We start from the raw sequence: 19,792 nt of genomic DNA, 5'->3' as shown, positions 1-19,792 counted from the left end.
TCATCATCATGTTTATGTATGCAAACAAAACCGCTCTCATCACGGGGGCTTCATCCGGTATTGGCGAGGCGTTCGCCTATTCGCTTGCGGCCAAGAAATGTAATCTTATTTTGGTGGCACGCAATGAAACGAAATTAAAGGCGCTGGCCGAAGAGCTTTCCACGAAATATAACGTAAGGACAACCGTGATTGCACTTGATCTTTCGGAAGCAGGAGCACCACAAATATTGCATCAGGAGGTTCAAAAACAGCAACTTAAGGTGGATCTTTTAATCAACAATGCAGGCTTTGCTACCTATGGGTACTTTGAACAGGTTTCAAGAGAACGGCAGCATGAGGAAATCATGCTCAATGTGGCTGCTTTAGTGGATATTACACATGCTTTTATGCCTGATTTATTACGCAACCGGGATGGGGGACTCATTAACGTCTCTTCCACAGCCGCATTTCAGCCTGATCCGTATATGGCCGTGTATGGAGCAACCAAAGCATTTGTGCTTTCCTTTAGCGAAGCGCTGTGGGCCGAAAATCGGAAACGGGGGCTAAATGTGCTCGCCCTCTGTCCGGGTGCCACTGAAACCGCATTTTTTGATGTGGTGGGCTCCAATGAAGCTTCCGTAGGTTCCAGAGAAACCCCTCAAAAAGTGGTACAGAACGCACTGAAAGCATTTGAAAAGGGAAGGAGTCACCTGATATCCGGTCGCCAAAACTATTGGGTCGCCCAGGTTTCCAGATTTTTCTCCCGTCAAGCTACATTGGGAATTGTAGAACGTACGCTGCGACCGCAAAAGTAATACGTCAGACACACTTCATGTGCCAGGTCTGATCGGTTCTAAACTGCATCAGACCTGGTATTCCTGTTTACATGAATAAGCGCTTGCTACTCCAGCCCTTTGGAATCCAGTCCTCGGGAATCCAGCCCTCGGGAGTATAGTAAAATTCCATCCCGTTTCTCCCAGCCGTTGGCCGACCAGAAGCGTTGCCCTGCTTCATTATGCTCCATCACCAAAAGATGACATTTATCTATGCCCTCTCGCAGCAAAGCAGACAATGCTTCATTCACCAGCAACGGGGCAATTCCTTGACCAAGCTAATTCCTTCATTCCCCTGCAAAAAGCGTGTAATTCGCTCCGGCGAGTCGGCTTCGCTTAATCCCAATCCTTCCAAGCTGCTCCACAGTGCAAAAGCCTGATCGTAATCATCAGCCTTCATCATGCGGATTACATATTTTTCATTTGCTTTTTCAGCTACGTTTGCCATGTCCTATCTCCTCTTGCTGTGCATATCTCTGTTGTTCTTTAGCGTGTAGTATTCGGTGCGCTTTCTTCCCCAAGCTCCTGTTCACGCTCTTCCTGTTTGCGATGGGCGATACGGCTGCTGGCTGATGCTGCGATAGCGCCTACAATATCGTCCAAAAACGTATGGATTGGCCCGAGGCTTTTATCATTCAGACGTTCCAGCACACCCGGTTTGAGTTTATCAACATAACCGTAATTGGTAAATCCAATGCTGCCGTACACATTCACGATGGAGAAGGCCAGAATTTCATCCACCCCGTACAGTCCCTCATCATTCTCAATCATATCCTGCAATGGGGGAAGAAGGGCGCCCTGTTCGGCAAGGATATCCAGTTGGATGCCGGTGAGCACTGCATTTTGAACCTCGCGCTTCATCAGCACTTTGTCTACATTTTCAATGCATTCTTCCATCGTCAGGTTTGGGTAATATTTATTCTGTAGCAGCATGACCAGCTCTGCGATTTCAGTCATGCTTACACCACGCTTGTGCAGCAATTCACGGGTGGCGTCAGCCACCTTTTTACTATTCAGGCTATAAGGTACTTTTTTCTTATCCATAAAGCTGTAGTTCCCCTCCTTGTATAGATTCTGATTTTCGTTGCGATTATGACCAGTGTGTCCAGTCTGCTGAAAAAGTAGTTATTTTTTACGCGGGGCTCGTATACATATTAGTACAATCTGTACAAAATTGTTAGGGAGGAACTTCACTTATGAACCTAAAACACCCATGGCGTATGACCTCTGTAGCAGGGCTGCTGTCGCTACCCCTGTTGTTGTCCGGATGCAGTCTTTTCGGCAATGAGTCAGCATCTATTGATCCCCCGCCGTCCACGTTAGAGCAATCCATGATCAAGGCCGTAAGCGGAAAAGCACCTGTGAGCACCGGGCAGCTGAGGGCTGTCTTTCTGCAAGATCATAACGGTTTGCTGGCTCCGGTATCTTTGCCGATTGCTACAGGTGATGTACAGGCAGATGCCAAGTCGGCGCTGGAAACACTGGTTGAGGGTGGGCCGTATGCCGGACTATTGCCAGAGGGCTTTAAAGGCGTATTACCTCAAGGTACAGAAGTGAAGAGTGTGACAGTGGACAAGAACAGCAAGCTGGCTGTCGTTGAATTCAACAAATCTTTTGCCAACTATAAGCCGCAGGAAGAACGCAAATTAATGGAAAGCTTGACCTGGACCCTGACCGACCGCCCCGACATTAAAAACGTACAGATTTGGATGGATGGCAAAAGACTAAACGAAATGCCCGTTGACGGTACGCCGCTGGATCATCCGTTGACACGCGCAGTGGGCATTAATCTGGAGGTCGGTCAGGGTGCGACACCGCTGGATTCCAGTCCGGTCACGGTATATTTTTCATCGTCATCTCCTGCCGGAGTTCAATATTATGTGCCCGTCACACGGCTGGTCAACCCGGAAAAAGATCGTATCCAGTCCGCGCTGCATCAATTGATTCAAGGGCCGCAGACGAAGGACGGATTACAGGAAGTGATGACAGGGGAGACGGCGCTAAAATCAATAGAACGGTCCAAAGACAACGTAATTACGGTGTCACTCTCGGATGATATGTTCGCCAAGGGAGAAGCTGTACCTGCGGAATTTCTGGAATCGGTCGTACTGACAGCAGCAGACAATTCGGGGGATGCGGCCAAAACGAAAATTCGGATTGAACTGAATGGCGAGAAAAGTGTTATTGGACAAAATAATCAGAACTATGGAGAACCTGTAGCCAAGCCGCAGCACATTAACGAAATTCCTCTTTAAGGACGGGGAATCGTCCTTGGGGTGCTTTTGCCTGCACACTTTGGTAAAATAAACAATATAAGAACAGGTTGCATACGACGTAGGAGGAAAAAGCATGAGTAGATCTAACGGACGAAACGGTGATGAGCTGCGCCCGATGAAATTGACAGCAGGAGTAAATAAATACGCGGAGGGCTCTGTTTTTATAGAGGTTGGCGAGACGAAAGTCATTTGCACGGCTACTGTGGAAGAACGCGTTCCACCCTTCATGAAGGGACAAGGAAAGGGCTGGGTGACCGCAGAGTACTCCATGCTTCCGCGGGCGACTCATAGCCGTAATCAGCGCGAAGCCGCGCGTGGCAAGCTGACGGGCCGTACGATGGAAATTCAGCGTCTGATCGGAAGAGCGTTGCGTTCGGTTGTAAATTTGCAGGCGCTTGGTGAACGGACCATTACGCTGGACTGTGACGTTATTCAGGCGGACGGCGGGACACGCACAACCTCCATTACCGGTTCATTCGTGGCGTTAGCGATTGCGGTCAATAAAATTGCCACCCAGCACAAGCTGCCTGTTTTCCCCATTACGGATTTTCTGGCATCTGTCAGCGTAGGGGTTGTTGGTGAGAAAGCATTACTGGATCTGAACTATGAAGAGGATTCCAAGGCCAAAGTCGATATGAACCTGGTGATGACTGGCGGCGGCAAATATGTCGAGCTGCAAGGCACTGGAGAAGAAAGTCCATTTGACCGTAACGAATTGGATCAGCTGCTTAGCTTGGGCGAACAAGGAATCTTACAAATGATCGAGCGTCAAAAGGAAGTACTCGGACCGATTGCTGATAAGATCGGAGCCGGACGCACGGGGGCTGGAGTCTAATGCGACTGGATGGCCCGATTGTCATTGTCGCTACCAAGAATAAAGGGAAGATACGTGAATTTGCACATGCCTTTGCTCCGCTGGGCAAGGAAGTCAAAAGCATGTACGATTACCCCGACATTCCTGATGTCGTTGAGGATGGCAAAACCTTTGCCGAGAATGCGCTGAAAAAGGCCAAAGCGGTCGGAGATGCGCTGGGACTGCCCGTGCTGGCCGATGATTCGGGTCTGTGCGTGGACTTGCTGGACGGTGCACCGGGCGTATACTCGGCCCGTTATGCTGGAGAAGGTGCCAGCGATCACGAGAACAATATTAAGCTGCTCGATGTTTTGGAATCGAAGCAGCTTGGTGATGATACAGGACAGCCTTTGCTAAGTCCGGCTCAATTCGTCTGTACCTTAATTCTGTATAATCCTCAGACCGGGGAGACGCTGGAATCGACCGGCTCGGTGGATGGCTGGATTACAACGGAAACCGCAGGCGGCGGCGGATTTGGTTATGATCCGTTGTTTTATTTGCCTGAGTTCGAGAAGACGATGGCCGAGCTGACGTTGGAACAAAAGCAGGCTATCAGCCATCGAGGGATAGCCCTGCGTAATTTGGCGACCAAGCTGGGGAATTCGCAGGCTTAAAATTCGTAGTAGCATGTTCAACTATCAGATTAGGCCTATAACAACAAAAGTCTATCCGCAGCTCATCAATTGCGGGTAGACTTTTTGCATTTTTTTGTAAACCTATCGAATTGCTACTTTGTAGGTGCGCAGCCAGTTATCTACCTGGGTCAGGTATGCAAACAATTGAGGTCCCGACATCAGCTGACCAAACCAGGGCAGATTGCTGGATGCTTCTGGCGAGGCCGCGATATCACGCACCTTTTGCGCATCAATCAGCTTAAGCAGCGGGGAAGAGGAATCATCCAGCAGCTCCAGCGCCTGCTTTTTCACAACGGCAAGATAGGAAGGGTTATGTGTTTTGGGGTATGGGCTTTTTTTACGGTACAGCACATCATCCGGCAATACACCCTCCAGCGCCTTTCGCAAGATACCTTTTTCACGTCCGCCTGTCGTCTTAATGCTCCAAGGGATGTTCCATACATATTGCACCAGCCGATGATCGCAATACGGCACCCGTACTTCGAGTCCGACCCCCATACTCATCCGATCCTTGCGATCCAGCAGCGTAGGCATAAAGCGAGTGATGTTCAAATAGGACATAACACGCATTTGCGCAGCTTTACCTGTTTCCCCCGACAGCTTCGGCACTTCTCCTATGGCCTCAGAGTAGCGGTCGTTCAAATACTCCAGCGGCTTGATCCAGTCACGCACCTCGGGAGACAGCAGGCTGGCTCTCATATCGGGAGCGACCGCCCACGGGAACGTGCCTGAGTTCAGCATATCCTCACGATGGAACCACGGATATCCGCCAAACACTTCATCCGCCGCCTCACCGGAAATGGCAACGGTTGCTCCTTTTTTAATCTCCCGGCAGAAGAGATACAGCGACGAATCTACATCCGCCATCCCCGGTAAATCCCGTGTTAGCGTGGAGTTGTTCAGAGCTTCTACGACCTCGGGTGTATCGAATTCGATCCAGTGATGGTTGGTGCCCAGTTCATCCACCATGCGCTGAATCCAGGGGGCATCGGCTCCGGGCTGGAATGCATGGGCTTTAAAATGCTTGTCGTTATCCACATAATCGACCGAATACGTATCAACTTGTCCCTGCCCGGTACGCTTGTAATAATCGACAGCTAATGCGGACAGTGCGCTTGAATCCAGACCGCCAGACAGCAAGGTGCACACCGGGACGTCCGAAATGAGCTGCCGCTCCACCGTATCCAGCAACAGCTCACGTACCTTAAGCGCTGTTTGTTCCGTGTCATCCTCATGCGCAATGCTTTCCAGCTTCCAGTAGGTCTGAATATGCATGCCGTCGCGGTCGTAGGTCAGCGTATGCCCGGGGCGCAGCTCCTTCATGGACGAATAGACGCCGTGTCCGGGGGTACGTGCAGGCCCGATGATAAAAATTTCTGCCAATCCTTCGGCGTCAACGGTCGCTTCGACAGCAGGGTGCTGCAGCAGCGCTTTGGGCTCTGAGCCGAATACGAACACATCCTCATTGTGGCTATAAAATAGCGGTTTTACGCCCAGACGATCCCGCGCCAGAAATACCTGCTGCCGCCCGCTATCCCAGACAGCAAACGCAAAAATGCCGTTTAATCGGTCCACGCATTCGGGGCCCCATTCGATATAGGCTTCGAGCAGCACCTCCGTGTCGCATTGTGTACGGAAAAAATGCCCGCGCTGCTGCAATTCTTTTTTCAGCTCAGGCGCGTTATATATTTCTCCGTTATATACAATCGTATAGGTGATATCCTCAAGCTGCCGAATCATAGGCTGGGCGCCATTTTCCGGGTCCATTACGCTCAGTCTTCGGTGTCCGAAGGCACACGGGTTGGATATCCAGGTGCCTGCAGCATCAGGTCCGCGATTGGAGAGTGTCTGCGTCATATTCAGCAGCAGCTCCGACTGATGCATTAAGTCTCCGTTCCACTGTATGAAACCTGTAATTCCGCACATGTCTGTTCATCCTCTCTTTGTCGTGTTCATCCAGTGTTGGAATGAATTAAAAACTAAATCCCCAGTTCATCAGTATATATGCCGAAAAGAAGCATAAAATGTCTGTCCGTTCCGAAAACTACAGATGGGGCAACCCGTCTACTCGCAAGAAAGGAGGGAGACCAATGTACTACATCAAGGACGCCAAAATCCGTCGCTTCACTGAAATTGACGGTGTGCGCTGCGCAGAGGTAGAGGTGCGGCCCGGCGCGGCAGATGATCCGGAATTGCTGGTGTATATCACAGCGAACAATCAGCAGGACGGTCAGAATGACTATGACATGGTACGGATCATTCGCAATGACGCCGATTTGGAACTGGATTGGTACGACAATAATCTGCACTCCGCATTTGAAGAAGTGACAGACAAGGCTTTTACCGATTCCACACACATTACCGCTGGTGAGGAACGGGACAAGTTTAAACGGGAATTGCTCTCCTACGGGCAGCTCAGTACGGAGTTTGCCAAGGAGTTCGGGGGATGAGAATTTGGTGTGCTATGCCTCGGCTTCTGTTGATCTGGACTCCGGCATCATCGCAGAATCAGCGTGAAAGGAGGGGGAAATCATAGACGGCAAAACGAAATACAAGAAGAATAAAAGCAGCAGTTATATTCATAACAATGAGTTTGCGGAAGAAATGCTGGAGAAAAACGTAAGACATGAAGTACGTAGAAGTCCTAGACGCTTCGGCAATAAATAAACGGGAAGAATAAGGTTTGATGATCAGTAATCCGAAAAAGCCTCCACTTCCGGCTTAACCAGCGGAATGCAGGAGGCTTTTTTGGAGCTACGCAGCTTCACGCAGTGTCATAATCCCTTTGTAGATGTTGTATACAAACACCCCGAGATAAACCACTACGAACAGCAGTACAAACCCGACCACAGAACCCGCATGATTGGCTGTTACAATAAAATAAAACAGCGGAATCGCCGCAATAATGGGGAAAATGTGCGATAAAATGGCTTTTTTGGCATGTCCCCGTACATATTCGTCTCGTACTGCAATCCACACGATGATAGGCAGCAGAAAAGGTGCAAAGAAAATGCTGAAATAACAAAGCGACGACAATAGACCCTTCACGGATCAACCCCTCCTTGTAATAGCATGCCCTTTTGTACATAATACCCCGTTAGCGTCCAAATGATTCCTTTCTCGGTGGTTTCCATGCAGGATGAAAAAATGCTTTTGACAGTTACCCGAAATGTGATATAATAATTAATGCACTGAATACATAAGGTTTAATTGAATACCATTTTGTCCCAGTAGCTCAGCTGGATAGAGCAACGGCCTTCTAAGCCGTCGGTCGGGGGTTCGAATCCCTCCTGGGACGTACTGCAAAAAGTTTCCTACATGTTAGGAAGCTTTTTTGTGTTCCAGTGGGAGAGAACCCCTTGGGGGACGCTGGAGAAAGCAGCTTTTCTTGTTCTGACAAAAGAAATTTAACTTATCAGGACGCCAATGTTATCCAATGAAGGGTGTTCCCGGCATACGCCCGCAGTTCCTCTAACTTTCGACCCGGCAGCAGGTCCAGCATGGTCTCGCCTTTGAGGTTATGAATGCCCGTGTTATACGTATGGCCTTTCTTGATCGCAAAGTCATCGACGCCTAAAACCAGATCTTGCGTTTGTTTCGCTTCTTCCCACACTTGCTCGTAGATCCGTTCATACTCGGCCGGAATCGCCTCGTTATGCATACGCTGTACGGAACTGGACGGCGCTTGCTGCATGCGGGCGCTATGCGCTGCTGTAGAACCGAGCGCTTGTTCAACAGTACGGGAGCGAAAGAGCTTGCTGTAACGCTGTTTGGGACCAACAAAATCGTATGCCCACACAGATGTTTTTCCATTTTAACCCTTGATGATTTCGTCAAGCACTGATTTTGGTTTTGAGCCTAAAATAAAAGATTTCTTATCCGATAATGATAAAGAGATTATTTTGTCGAATTTTCCGTTCAGAAGGAATATCTGAAATTAACATTTACAAAACGGGAAGAGAGAGGGGAATTTCTGTGTAAAATTGTTTCAATCTATCAGGGTTTTTGGCAGTTCGAAAATGCTTCTCTAGGTTGAGATACGAAAGGGTGATGGAGGGCTTTATCTTTTTGAAAGAGCTGGATGCCAAAACAATTCTTTTATTTGTTTAAAATATGCAACATAAAAAACGGTCTTATGGTTTCGGCGGGACCGTTTCCCCCTCTCAGCCCCTCTCATCGGGGGACTGAAACGTCAGGGGATTGAAACATGCTTGACTGCAAGCGACCATCAACTTTTATGATAGACGACGAGTTGTTTTTGCAGAGAATGCTAGACGGAACAGGGGAAGGAAAATATGAAATGCAATAAAATAGCAAACGCTTCTTTAGCCTTAATTATGTTTTTGGGGATCATACTGCCTATTTTTATTCCAACAAGTTTGGTACGTGCTGCAAATGGAGTGCTTGACCCTGCAACAACTAAAACGTTTACTCCTGTGGAACCTATAAACTTCATTACTACTGATGGGTCAGATGACACAATCAAAATAACCAATCTTCCTGTTAATACGACACCGGGAGCCAAGACTACCGTAGAGTTCTGGATGTATTGGAATGGGACGAATTCTGTCAAGCCGTTTGGTTGGTATGTCTCTAATCTTTTTTTTGCCAATGGATACTTTGGATTTAATCAAGCTGATGGAAGTATCTTAGGAATTCCTTCTGCTGAATTGAAGAACAAATGGGTTCATGTAGCAGCAGTCTTCACGAATGGTGTTCCAACGGCTGATACAAATGAGCTTTACATCAACGGAGAGAAACAATCCATTAGTTTATTTCTCACGCAACAGACTGAATCTAAATCTGTTACTCCAATGGCCGTCATATCTGGATGGGGGGTCAACTCAAACAATAAATTCGCGGGTAAGTTAGCGGAAGTGCGTATCTGGAACTATGCCCGGACTGCTGAAGATATTCAGTCTGATATGAACCGATCTCTCAGTGGAGATGAAGCTGGTTTAATTGGGGCATGGAACCCAGATTCGTTGACAACGGGAATTGTTTATGATGTTACCAAGAGAAATAATGGAGTTGCTACAGGTTTTGCTGCTCCGCTCTTTAACTTGCAGATCACAGAAAAAACAGATCAGAAAATGGTACTAACCTGGGATAAAATTGCAAATGCAGAAACCAATGTTCTCAAACGAAATGATTCAATCATTTACCAAGGAGCGGATTCTACTTTTACAGATACAGGGTTGTCTCCATTGACCGATTATAAGTACACGCTTATTGCCCGGAATAAAAATGGGGAAACCAGTGCGGTTGAAAAAATCGAGAAAACGAATGCATTGGTATTACCAACTCCGGCAATCATCGTAACCACCGCTACAACCTCGTCTATTACGCTGGATTGGGATGATGTTGCTGGGGCTACATTTTATGAGTTGCAGCGTGACGGTATTACCGTCTACAGCGGAAGCGAATCCAAACTTACCGACAATACAGGCTTGGCGGCAGCAACAACCTACACGTACACATTGGTAGCTAAGAGCAGTGTCGGAGAAAGTAGTCCAGCATCGGTGCAGGTAAAAACAGCTGATCCGACACCGACCACTCCAGCCCCGGCGACTCCAGCGACTCCGACGAATCTGACAGGCGCAGCCACTACAACGAGTATTAAGCTCAGCTGGAATACAGCGGACAACGCCGAGAGCTACGAGTTGAAACGAGACGAGCAAGTAGTCTACAGTGGAAACGAACTAACCTATACGGATGCAAACTTGACGGCGTCCACGAGCTACACGTACACATTGGTAGCCAAGAACGGAACAGGAGAAAGCAGTCCGGCATCGGTGCAAGTAAAGACAGCCGATCCGACGCCGACTGATCCAACGCCGACTGATCCAACGCCGACCACTCCAGCCCCGGCGACTCCAGCGACTCCGACGAATCTGACAGGCACAGCCACTCCAACGAGCATTAAGCTCAGCTGGAATGCAGCAGACAGCGCCGAGAACTACGAGTTGAAACGAGACGGCCAAGTGGTCTATAGCGGAAACGACCTGACCTATACGGATACAGGCTTGACGGCGTCCACGAGCTATACGTACACATTGGTAGCCAAGAATGGAACAGGGGAAAGCAGTCCGGCATCGGTGCAAGTAAAGACAGCCGATCCGACGCCGACTGATCCAACGCCGACCACTCCAGCCCCGGCGACTCCAGCAACTCCAGCGAATCTGACAGGCACAGCCACTACAACGAGTATTAAGCTCAGCTGGAATGCAGCAGACAACGCCGAGAGCTACGAGTTGAAACGCGATGGCCAAGAGGTGTACACGGGGAGCGACCTGACCTATACGGATACAGGCTTGACGGCGTCCACGAGCTACACGTACACATTGGTAGCCAAGAACGGAACAGGGGAAAGCAGTCCGGCATCGGTGCAAGTAAAGACAGCCGATCCGACGCCGCAGTCCCGGCGACACCACTCTCCAGCGACTCCGACGAATCTGACAGGCACAGCCACTACAACGAGCATTAAGCTCAGCTGGAATGCAGCAGACAACGCCGAGAGCTACGAGTTGAAACGAGACGGTCAACTGGTCTACAGCGGAAACGAACTAACCTATACGGATACAGGCTTGACGGCGTCCACGAGCTATACGTACACATTGGTAGCCAAGAATGGAACAGGAGAAAGCAGTCCGGCATCGGTGCAAGTAAAGACAGCCGATCCGGCGCCAACCACACCACCGACCACGCCACCACCATCGATTCCAGTAACGCAGCCGCCAACGGCCCCAATCAACTTTGTTGGCACAAGGAATGAGAGAAGTATTCTTCTCATTTGGGCTCCGGTTGCGCAAGCGGTGAGCTATGAACTGAAGCGTGACGGCGTAATCATCTACAGCGGTGTGGACACCAGCTTTAACGATATTGGATTGGAGCGGTCAACCACCTACGTTTACTCATTGGTGGCTAAAAATAATGCGGGAGAAAGCGTCCCACAAGTTATTCAGATAGCAACGAAGAGTCACAATTTAGAATCACCCAAATTCGTGAGAAAACTGGTAAAATCAACGAGTACTACACTCACATGGAAAAAGGTTGTAAATGCTGACACCTATGAATTGTTACGAGACGGAAAAAGCATTTATAAAGGGAAACTTACATGGTTCACAGATAAGCGATTAACCCCTTCAAAGACGTACACGTATACATTGGTAGCTTGGAGCCGAAATGACAGCAGTCAGTCATCTGTTATTCTCGTAACAAATCCGAACAGTCCGGATAAAATAAAAACCAAAGACATCACTGCTTCAAAGATTAAGGTAGTTTGGACAGCGAATGGGAACTCAAATGAAACCGAGTACCGTGTTACGACGAACAATGGTTATGACAGTGGATGGATAACCGATTTGGAAAATACGTTAACCAATCTATCTGCAAACAAGCGCTATAAGATTTCTATTACTGCTAGAAACAAGGCAGGCGTAGTATCTAACAGCGGAACCATTAACACGAAGACAAAGAAGAAATGATCATCTAAAGAAGTTGGTATTTTCCCCTTACGGTAGACAGTGAAAAAAGAGTCTATGATGGACTCAACACTGTTGGCCGGAGGGGATTTTTTATGCCACAAAGACTTAGGATTAAAAGCCTCTAATATGGGAGCTATGTAATCGAAATGATCTACAGCTTGCAGATGCTTTTCCATTTTTAACACTTGATGATTTCGTCAAGCACTGATTTTGGTTTTGAGCCTTTTTAATTTATATTTATTTAATCCGACATGGATAACAAAAAAACGGCCGTGACCCCATCCGAAGCGGAGGGAGACGACCGTTTTTCCGTACGTCCAGCATAGACAACTTCTTTTATAGATTTACACTGTCGCCTTTGCTTTATTGGCAAAGAATTGCGGCAAATGCTCTTTATGTGCTTCCAGCAATTCATCCAGCACCGTTTGGGCAATGTCGCCGCTTGGAACGAGCGGATTCAGGGTGAAGGCTTGCAGTGCGGTTGCGTAGTCGCCAGTGACTGCTGCTTCAATCGTCAGCTCCTCCATCGCCTTCATGACTTGCAGCAAGCCGCGCTGTGCTGGTGGGAATTTGCCAAAGTTTACAGGCTCCGCACCATGCGCGCGAATCACGCTGGTAATTTCGACAGCGCTGTCATAAGGAACATCATCAATCGCACCGTTATTCCGTGTGCTCACCACCATCAGCGTGCCTTTGTTATTATAGATCGAATTAATAATTTCACAGGCTGCATCGCTGTAATGCGCACCGCCGCGTTTGGATAATTCCTCAGGTTTGTGGTCCAGATTCGGATCTTTATACAGTTCAAACAGACTTTCTTCGAGACGTTTGACGACCTGACCCCGAGTTCCTTCGTTTTTGGCTTCCTCTAATTCTTCCTTCAGCATGTTATCCGTCATGTAGTAATACCGATGATATGGACAAGGCAGCATTTTCAATTGACGAACCTGATCATACAGGAAGCGCATGTTCCTAATATTTTCAACGACCTTCTCCGGTTTTGCGCCGGGCGCGTACAGTCCTTCTATGACTTGCTCCGTTAATTCGGCCCCTGTTTTGTCAAAAATTCTGTGCCAGTGAAGGTGGTTAATGCCTGCAAATTTGAAGAACAGCTCTTCTTCCGGTTTGTCCAGCACGGCTGCTGCACTCTTGATTGCGCCAATCGGAACATTACATAATCCGATGACTTTATCCCATTGACCATACCGAAGCACCGCCTCGGTGACCATACCAGCAGGATTGGTGAAATTAATCAGCCATGCATTCGGACACAGTTCCTTCATATCTTCGACGATACCAAGGATAACGGGAATGGTACGAAAGGCTTTGAACATCCCGCCGGCGCCATTGGTTTCCTGACCGATCATACCGTGTTTTAACGGAATACTTTCATCTTTAATCCGGGCTTCGAGCAAGCCTACCCGAAATTGTGTCGTTACAAAATCGGCATCCTTCAAGGCTTCCCGACGATCCAGCGTCAAATGTACTTCGCAATCAATGCCTGCGGCCTTCACCATCCGTTTGGCCATAGCCCCTACGATTTCCAGCTTTTCGCGTCCTGCTTCAATGTCTACCAGCCACAATTCCCGAATGGGAAGCTCTGCATAGCGTTTGATGAAGCCTTCTACTAATTCTGGTGTATAGCTGGAGCCTCCGCCAATGGTTGCAATCTTTATGCCTTTTTTCATGGTTAGTGCCTCCTGAGTATGTTTTTTTAAACCGCTTTCTTAAGCTCAATTTCACTGTAATCCCTGTAATGCATTACAGGTCAAGCGTTTTTAAAAAACTTATTTGGGGAAGGTGATAATTATAGGGCGGGACCACGAACATGCTCAACACGAACATGCTAAAATAGAAAGAACGAGGTGAGAAATGTGGCGAATATTCATGAAATTGCAAAGCTCGCGGGTGTATCCTCGGCTACAGTGTCCCGTGTCATTAATAACCATCCGTACGTAAGTGAACCGACAAGACAGCGTGTGCAGGAGGTCATCGACCGACTGGATTATGTTCCTAATTTAAATGCGGTTTCATTAAAAAAGGGCATGACCAAGCTCATAGGAATTATTTCAATTTCTTTTAATGATTCATTGGGTTTATTTGTGCGTGGCTTTACAACGTATGCTCAGGAGCATGGTTTTAATATAGCGCTGTTTATTACGAATGGAGTAAAGGATCGGGAGCTGGAGGCACTGGAAATGTTGCGGAGAAAGCAACTGGATGCTTTGGTTTGCATGATTCGTGTCAATGAGTGGAGTGTGATTGAGCACTACACCAAATATGGCCCGATTGTGACATGGCAGCGTGTGAACATCGAGACAATTCCGTCCGTATTTATGGATCAGTATCAGGGGTACATGCTTGCGCTAGAGCATCTGTATGCCAGAGGCTATCGTAGCATTGTGAATGTATATGGGAATATGAGGGGACTGAATACGAAGGAGCGCATCCGGGCCTATCATGATTTTTGCAAAAAATATGATCTGGATGCTGATGCCTTCCCGCATTTTTATGACTTGAATTCTATAGAAGCAGGTGAACAAATTGCTCACTGGTGGGGAGAACAGCCCAACAAACCAGATGCCTTCGCTTGCTCTACCGATTACTTGGCTGCAGGGCTTTTGACCGAAGCACATAGGCTTGGTGTTTCTGTACCGAGTGATGTTGCAGTGGTGGGCTTTGATAATACCGAAATTTCGCATTTGCTTGATTTAACCACCATTCATTACCCGATTGACAAGCAAGCGGAAAATGCGTTCATTATGATTCGAAATGCCCTTGAGGGGCTTCATGAAGGATTACATCCTTTGGAGTTCGCATTAGTTGAGCGAGCGACCACTTAAATGAGCCGCACCCCGAATTTTAGACACATGATATATTCATCCAAGATTCGGGGTGTGGATTTTACTTTATAGTCAATTTATTGGTTTAAAATAGGTATCTCTCCCAGCAGATTCTTCAAGTTAATAGAATCCCATGGCATATGCTCCGTTATACCTAATCCAACTACATCTGTTTCTTCAGATAGTTCTTTAATCAGATTAAGTAGTTGAGGCATTTGCATGGTTCCCGCAGGAGAATAATTATAAGGTGCTTCAGGGTTGGCGAATAATAAAGAACGAAATGCTTTTGGGTCAAGCACATCTAAATCAAGGTGAATCGCCAGGTGCTTAATGCCGCTTTCTTTAATCCACTCTTTTATAGATTCAGTACTGTTCGTTAACTCTTGGGTTCCTGCAGTTCTAATCCCTAGTCTTTGAATCACTTCTGTATCTGATTCTGTAGGAGCAATACCTAGACTTTGAAACGCTTCTGAAATCACTTCTATTTCTTGCTCTGTAGGAGCTGCTAATCCCGCGATAAAAACATTTTCAGGTTTTAGAGGTATCTTCACATGTTTTGCGAACTCCTCATCTCCTTCTCCCAACAGATTTCCGAGCGGTAATGTATGTCCGTTATCATAGCCCACATATCTAACTAGATCACTGTGAGCATCGATCCAAATTAAACCTAATTCCCCACCGTACCGTTCGTTTAAATAGGCAAATGGGGCTTGCTCGACCAAGCAGTCACCACCAAACATTACAATGCGATCTGGCTTATGAGCATTAATGATATGCTGAGCAGCCTCTAATTGTTCAATTAGCTGTTTTCTCCCATTCATACCGTTCTCGTTTTCAAGCGGAGTTCCATCATAAGCTTGAACTGGAACATGAATAAGGGGTTGATCATTGTCCGGAGCTAGCCAAGCAAGCAGTTCAGCTCCAAAAGAGTAGTTAGGGTTATAACCCCCTTGCCATTGTGGCATTAACAGGCGTATTGTTTTTTTAGTCATGTTATTCTCTCCTTTACTTCAAAAGTAAGGCTAGTATAAACTGAACACAAATAAAAACGTAGTACGCACTTTTTTGAAAGGTACTACCCGAAAGGATAGTGTAAATATGAGTATGGCTGAATTTAAAGGTAAAGTTAAAAATATTCAAGATACACCTTTTGGTTATACCGTGTCAGTTATTGGTGGTAAATGGAAAATGGTTATTATTTACCTTCTGGCAGAAAACCAAACGGTTCGCTTTAATGATCTGAAAAGACAGATAGGAGCTATTACTTATAAAACATTGAGTTCACAGCTAAAAGAATTGGAAGCGGATGGTCTGGTGAATCGGAAAGAGTATCCTCAAATTCCCCCTAAAGTCGAGTACAGTCTCACAGATAAAGCGGAAACACTATTACCTGTTTTGGAAGGGCTATGTGAGTGGGGGACCAAAAACCAAAATAATTAAATCCAGTAGTGCTTAGATTAGAACAAGGCTATTTTTAAAGCAATACATGCTACTCGCGTATGTACTTCAATTAATAATTGGAAATGGAATATAATGAGGAGGACGTAGCCCAAGCGAAGGCGCGAGGGCGTCTTTTTTATTGAACTAACGAGAGTTACTTCGCGGTGGTTTGTTTAAACAGTCCACAATCCGGGCCAGTGTTCAGCGCTGTCGGAGGGTAACAACAAAAAATAAATTGAACACAAATTAACGCTATGATATAATCGATAGCGTTATTGACAAATTAAAATAAAGAATATATTCATTTTTATTCCTATTTTAATAGTACATCTGGAACTTTGATTTGTCAATGCTCTTTTTTGTCCCAGAAAACGGAAAAAGGAGTGTGTTCAAGGAGAGATGAAGGAAACGAAGGATTGGCAGCAGGAACAGGAGCGGCTGGAACGGGTCAGGAACAAGCTGCAGGCGAGAATCGCCGAACTGGAGCCGGAGGTTGCCGGACTGCGCGATCAGGCTGCGGACATCCGCAAGCGGTTTTGGGAAGATGTTACGATCAACACAAGCACGCATGAAGATTTCGAAGAGACCTTCTACACGATTAACCAGCAGTCGGCGGTCTTGGCCGAACGGGAGCGCGGTCACAAGCTGTTGACACAGCAATGGAAAAGCATGAACCGTCTACTCCCGTCTCCTTATTTCGGACGCATCGACTTTCAGGAGGATGGCCTGGACCCCAGCGAGCAGATCTATATCGGCGTATCTTCCTTCGTCGACGAAGACGGATTGAGCTTTCTGATCTATGACTGGCGTACGCCAATCGCGAGCCTGTACTACGACTACTCCCCCGGCCGAGCGTCTTATGTCACGCCGGGCGGACGAATCGAAGGGATGATGGAGCTCAAACGGCAGTTTCAGATTCAAAACGGGCAAATCCGCAACATGTTTGACGCGAGCGAAACGATCGGAGACGAATTGCTGCAGCAAGTGCTCGGCAAAGGTGCAGACTCGCAAATGAAGAGTATCGTGGCAACCATTCAGAAGGAACAAAACGCCATCATCCGCAATGACAAAAGCCGGATGCTTATCGTACAGGGGGCGGCCGGCAGCGGTAAGACTTCCGCGGCATTGCAGCGGGTGGCGTACTTGCTCTACAAACACCGCCAGACGATCAGAGCCGATCAGATCGTTCTTTTCTCACCGAATCCGATGTTTGCCAGTTATATCTCCACCGTTCTTCCGGAGCTCGGTGAAGAGAATATGCAGCAGACGACTTTTCAAGAATATCTCGACTATTGGTCAGGTTCCTCGTTACGGCCGGAGGATTCTTTTGATCAGATCGAATACGTACTGACCGCACAAGGAGCACCGGGATATGAGGCTCGTCTTCAGGGGATCGAGTATAAAGCTTCCGAGGCCTTCCTGCAAGCCCTGCAGAACTATGGAATGTGGTTGGGACGGGAAGGCATGCGATTCAACGATATTCGGTTTCGGGACCGCGATTTGATTACCGCGGAGCAAATGAGAGCGAAATTTTACGGTTATGACCGTTCACTGCCGTTGTTCAATCGTGTCGTTCTCTTGCAAGAATGGCTGCTGAATGAACTGGTCTCGCTGGAACGCATGGAACGGGACACGCTTTGGGTAGAGGAAGAGTTGAATTATCTCGACACCGAGCAGTACGCGGAAGTCTTCGGAATGCTGCATAAAGAGAAGGAAGTATTCGACGTTGCGGAACAATACGCCGTAGTTCGCGAGAAAATAAACAATAAGCGCCGGGAAGATGAAGGCGATTTTGACTTCGCCCGGAGGGAGGAAGATCTGCTCCGCCGCAGGATCGTGAAAGAAAGCTTTAAACCGCTAAGGAAAATCGTGAAGAAACTCTTGTTTGTAGATATCAAAGGCATATATGGCCAATTGTTTGTTGACGAAGCTGCTTATCGGGAGAAAACGAATGGGGCCGTCATCCCCCTGCTGTGGCCTGAAATATGCAGGCAAACCAAGGAAGCGCTGCTCCGGAACGAGTTATTCTACGAGGATGCGACTCCATATTTGTATGTAAAAGAACTGATCGAAGGCGTCCGGACGAACACGGACATCCGGTATGTTTTCGTTGATGAGGGTCAGGATTATTCGTCGTTTCAATATAAATATCTAAAAAAACTGTTTCCCCGTGCCCGGATGACAGTGCTCGGCGATTTCGGGCAAGCGATCTTCATGCAAGCCACAAGTCTGGACGCATCCGATTCGCCGCTTGTCCGCCTTTTCGGCGAAGACGAAACAAGCCTTGTCCGCCTGGTACGCAGTTATCGTTCAACCAGAGAGATTGTTGAATTTACGAAATCGATGCTTTCAGGCGGGGAAGAAATTGTACCCTTTGAAAGGGGAGGCCCAAAACCGCTTCTCACGAGACTGGACGGCGGGGAGAAGCGTGATGCGCAAATTCTGGCAGACATTGCAGCGCTCAGGGCCGAGGGCTTCGATTCCATCGCCGTTATTACGAAGACCGCAGCCGAAAGCCGTGAGGCCTATGAATCGTTACGGATTCATGGAGGCGAAGGTCTGCAGCTCATTACGAAAGAGACGTCAGGCTTTGAAAAAGGAGTGATGGTCGTTCCCGTGTATCTCGCCAAAGGTGTCGAGTTCGATGCAGTCTTGGTCTATAATGCTTCGCCTGAATCTTACGGCCGGGGCAATGAACGAAAGCTTCTTTATACGGCGTGTACGCGGGCTATGCACCGGCTCCATCTTTACACGACGGGCGATTGGTCGCCGTTCGTGCAGGCATTGCCTGCGAATTTGTACGAGAAAGCGCCATATTGACGGATCGGTGGCGACGTCGCAAATCACTTCCCACGCCGCAAGCGCGGGAGCGGACATCGAATCCGCTGAACGCCGTCGCGCGGGTTACGGCGACACGTTCTTCCTGTCCGTACGCATCGTGACCGCAGGTGTCGCACTGTCGCTCCTTCTGCGTAAACCGAAGCAGCAGGAAGAAGACGGAACCGCTGGCGAGGATAATCCGGACCCCGCGATGATGATAGGTCACTAATCACGAATCGGCTCCGATTCGCTCGTATGCAAATAGCCTTGGCCGTTAGTCGGCCAAGGCTATTTTTTACTGTACGCCCACCTCAAAACTTGGAAACATACGATAATAATCCGAGTGGGAAGGGGCGTTCTTTGAATGTGACCAGAAAGTGTTCTGGCATGTTATGCACATATTGAAAAACCACGGTCATGGAGAACATCTCAACGATTATCCAAATCGGTTGAATACTCTGCATCCTGTTACCAAAACTTATTGCACTAACATAGCGAATTTTACAGAAGTCTTTTGTAGGCTTTTTCACTTTGAGCGACTGTGCTCACAGTATGAGGAGGGAGTAAGGTCAGATTTCGTGATTGATATGGATACTGACCATATTTACATGCCATGATATTGAACT

The 19,792-nt window shown here is 47.7% G+C and carries 17 protein-coding genes, 1 tRNA gene and 1 pseudogene; 11 read left to right on the top strand and 8 right to left on the bottom strand.

Annotated elements, in window-relative coordinates:
• The first annotated feature begins 8 nt into the window (after positions 1 to 8).
• Positions 9 to 794, top strand: coding sequence for an SDR family NAD(P)-dependent oxidoreductase (locus tag BAZ21_RS11550; protein ID WP_068500260.1), 786 nt, complete (start codon positions 9 to 11; stop codon positions 792 to 794).
• An 86-nt stretch (positions 795 to 880) separates the two neighbouring features.
• Here the strand turns inward: BAZ21_RS11550 and BAZ21_RS30215 are convergent, their stop codons facing one another.
• From BAZ21_RS30215 to BAZ21_RS11540, 3 genes are read right to left on the bottom strand one after another with little or no spacing between them, the layout of a single operon-like run.
• Positions 881 to 1,069: a hypothetical protein gene (locus tag BAZ21_RS30215; protein ID WP_373441555.1), complete on the bottom strand. Its 189-nt coding sequence runs from the start codon at positions 1,067 to 1,069 to the stop codon at positions 881 to 883.
• Positions 1,060 to 1,260, bottom strand: a complete 201-nt coding sequence (locus tag BAZ21_RS30210) for a hypothetical protein (RefSeq protein ID WP_373441554.1) — start codon at positions 1,258 to 1,260, stop codon at positions 1,060 to 1,062. Before BAZ21_RS30210 ends, BAZ21_RS30215 begins: the two co-directional genes overlap by 10 nt.
• A 38-nt stretch (positions 1,261 to 1,298) precedes the next feature.
• Positions 1,299 to 1,856: a phosphatidylglycerophosphatase A family protein gene (locus BAZ21_RS11540; RefSeq protein ID WP_068500257.1), complete on the bottom strand. Its 558-nt coding sequence runs from the start codon at positions 1,854 to 1,856 to the stop codon at positions 1,299 to 1,301.
• A 152-nt stretch (positions 1,857 to 2,008) separates the two neighbouring features.
• Here BAZ21_RS11540 and BAZ21_RS11535 point away from each other — a divergent pair, with 152 nt between their 5' ends.
• From BAZ21_RS11535 to BAZ21_RS11525, 3 genes are all read left to right on the top strand, one after another.
• Complete coding sequence (locus tag BAZ21_RS11535; RefSeq protein ID WP_068500254.1) at positions 2,009 to 3,067, top strand: GerMN domain-containing protein; 1,059 nt, start codon at positions 2,009 to 2,011, stop codon at positions 3,065 to 3,067.
• A gap of 94 nt (positions 3,068 to 3,161) precedes the next feature.
• Positions 3,162 to 3,923: a ribonuclease PH gene (gene rph, locus BAZ21_RS11530; protein ID WP_068500251.1), complete on the top strand. Its 762-nt coding sequence runs from the start codon at positions 3,162 to 3,164 to the stop codon at positions 3,921 to 3,923.
• A complete protein-coding gene (locus tag BAZ21_RS11525) occupies positions 3,923 to 4,555 on the top strand; it encodes an XTP/dITP diphosphatase (RefSeq protein WP_068500248.1) in 633 nt (210 codons plus the stop codon). The genes rph and BAZ21_RS11525 overlap by 1 nt, the downstream gene beginning before the upstream one ends.
• Positions 4,556 to 4,657: 102 nt before the next feature.
• On the opposite strand, the gene asnB is transcribed toward BAZ21_RS11525, so the two are convergent.
• Positions 4,658 to 6,502, bottom strand: coding sequence for an asparagine synthase (glutamine-hydrolyzing) (gene asnB, locus BAZ21_RS11520; protein WP_068500246.1), 1,845 nt, complete (start codon positions 6,500 to 6,502; stop codon positions 4,658 to 4,660).
• A 164-nt stretch (positions 6,503 to 6,666) separates the two neighbouring features.
• Here asnB and BAZ21_RS11515 point away from each other — a divergent pair, with 164 nt between their 5' ends.
• Complete coding sequence (locus BAZ21_RS11515) at positions 6,667 to 7,026, top strand: hypothetical protein (protein WP_007431790.1); 360 nt, start codon at positions 6,667 to 6,669, stop codon at positions 7,024 to 7,026.
• Between the two features lie 304 nt (positions 7,027 to 7,330).
• Here the strand turns inward: BAZ21_RS11515 and BAZ21_RS11510 are convergent, their stop codons facing one another.
• Positions 7,331 to 7,624 carry a DUF4870 domain-containing protein gene (locus tag BAZ21_RS11510; RefSeq protein ID WP_068500244.1) on the bottom strand — a complete coding sequence of 98 codons (294 nt, stop codon included), beginning with the start codon at positions 7,622 to 7,624 and terminating at the stop codon, positions 7,331 to 7,333.
• Positions 7,625 to 7,800: 176 nt separating this feature from the next.
• Here BAZ21_RS11510 and BAZ21_RS11505 point away from each other — a divergent pair.
• Positions 7,801 to 7,874 (top strand) — tRNA-Arg (locus BAZ21_RS11505).
• Between the two features lie 153 nt (positions 7,875 to 8,027).
• Here the strand turns inward: BAZ21_RS11505 and BAZ21_RS11500 are convergent.
• Positions 8,028 to 8,375, bottom strand: a pseudogene (locus BAZ21_RS11500) (transposase); the annotation flags it as partial.
• 496 nt (positions 8,376 to 8,871) lie between these two features.
• On the opposite strand from BAZ21_RS11500, the gene BAZ21_RS11495 reads away from it, so the two are divergent.
• A complete protein-coding gene (locus BAZ21_RS11495; RefSeq protein ID WP_068500238.1) occupies positions 8,872 to 12,063 on the top strand; it encodes a fibronectin type III domain-containing protein in 3,192 nt (1,063 codons plus the stop codon).
• Between the two features lie 344 nt (positions 12,064 to 12,407).
• Here BAZ21_RS11495 and BAZ21_RS11490 read toward each other — a convergent pair whose 3' ends face one another.
• Positions 12,408 to 13,751: a 6-phospho-beta-glucosidase gene (locus BAZ21_RS11490; RefSeq protein WP_068500235.1), complete on the bottom strand. Its 1,344-nt coding sequence runs from the start codon at positions 13,749 to 13,751 to the stop codon at positions 12,408 to 12,410.
• A gap of 186 nt (positions 13,752 to 13,937) precedes the next feature.
• On the opposite strand from BAZ21_RS11490, the gene BAZ21_RS11485 reads away from it, so the two are divergent.
• Positions 13,938 to 14,906, top strand: coding sequence for a LacI family DNA-binding transcriptional regulator (locus tag BAZ21_RS11485; protein ID WP_068500232.1), 969 nt, complete (start codon positions 13,938 to 13,940; stop codon positions 14,904 to 14,906).
• Positions 14,907 to 14,983: 77 nt separating this feature from the next.
• Here BAZ21_RS11485 and BAZ21_RS11480 read toward each other — a convergent pair whose 3' ends face one another.
• Positions 14,984 to 15,898 (bottom strand): arginase family protein, encoded by a 915-nt coding sequence (locus tag BAZ21_RS11480; RefSeq protein WP_068500229.1) that lies wholly within the window; start codon positions 15,896 to 15,898, stop codon positions 14,984 to 14,986.
• Positions 15,899 to 16,004: 106 nt separating this feature from the next.
• Here BAZ21_RS11480 and BAZ21_RS11475 point away from each other — a divergent pair, with 106 nt between their 5' ends.
• The 3 genes from BAZ21_RS11475 to BAZ21_RS11465 all read left to right on the top strand — a co-directional run bounded on the left by BAZ21_RS11475 (position 16,005) and on the right by BAZ21_RS11465 (position 19,395).
• On the top strand, positions 16,005 to 16,346 hold the full coding sequence (locus tag BAZ21_RS11475; protein WP_007431783.1) for a winged helix-turn-helix transcriptional regulator: 342 nt from the start codon (positions 16,005 to 16,007) through the stop codon (positions 16,344 to 16,346).
• A 399-nt stretch (positions 16,347 to 16,745) separates the two neighbouring features.
• Positions 16,746 to 19,166, top strand: a complete 2,421-nt coding sequence (helD, locus tag BAZ21_RS11470; protein WP_068500226.1) for an RNA polymerase recycling motor HelD — start codon at positions 16,746 to 16,748, stop codon at positions 19,164 to 19,166.
• Positions 19,167 to 19,173: 7 nt separating this feature from the next.
• Entirely contained in the window at positions 19,174 to 19,395 is a 222-nt protein-coding gene (locus tag BAZ21_RS11465) for a hypothetical protein (RefSeq protein WP_068500223.1), read from the top strand.
• Positions 19,396 to 19,792 lie beyond the last annotated feature (397 nt).

The organism is Paenibacillus kribbensis, from assembly GCF_001705305.1.
In the GTDB taxonomy this organism is placed as follows: domain Bacteria; phylum Bacillota; class Bacilli; order Paenibacillales; family Paenibacillaceae; genus Paenibacillus; species Paenibacillus kribbensis_B.
This window is presented reverse-complemented; position numbering and strand designations above follow the sequence as displayed.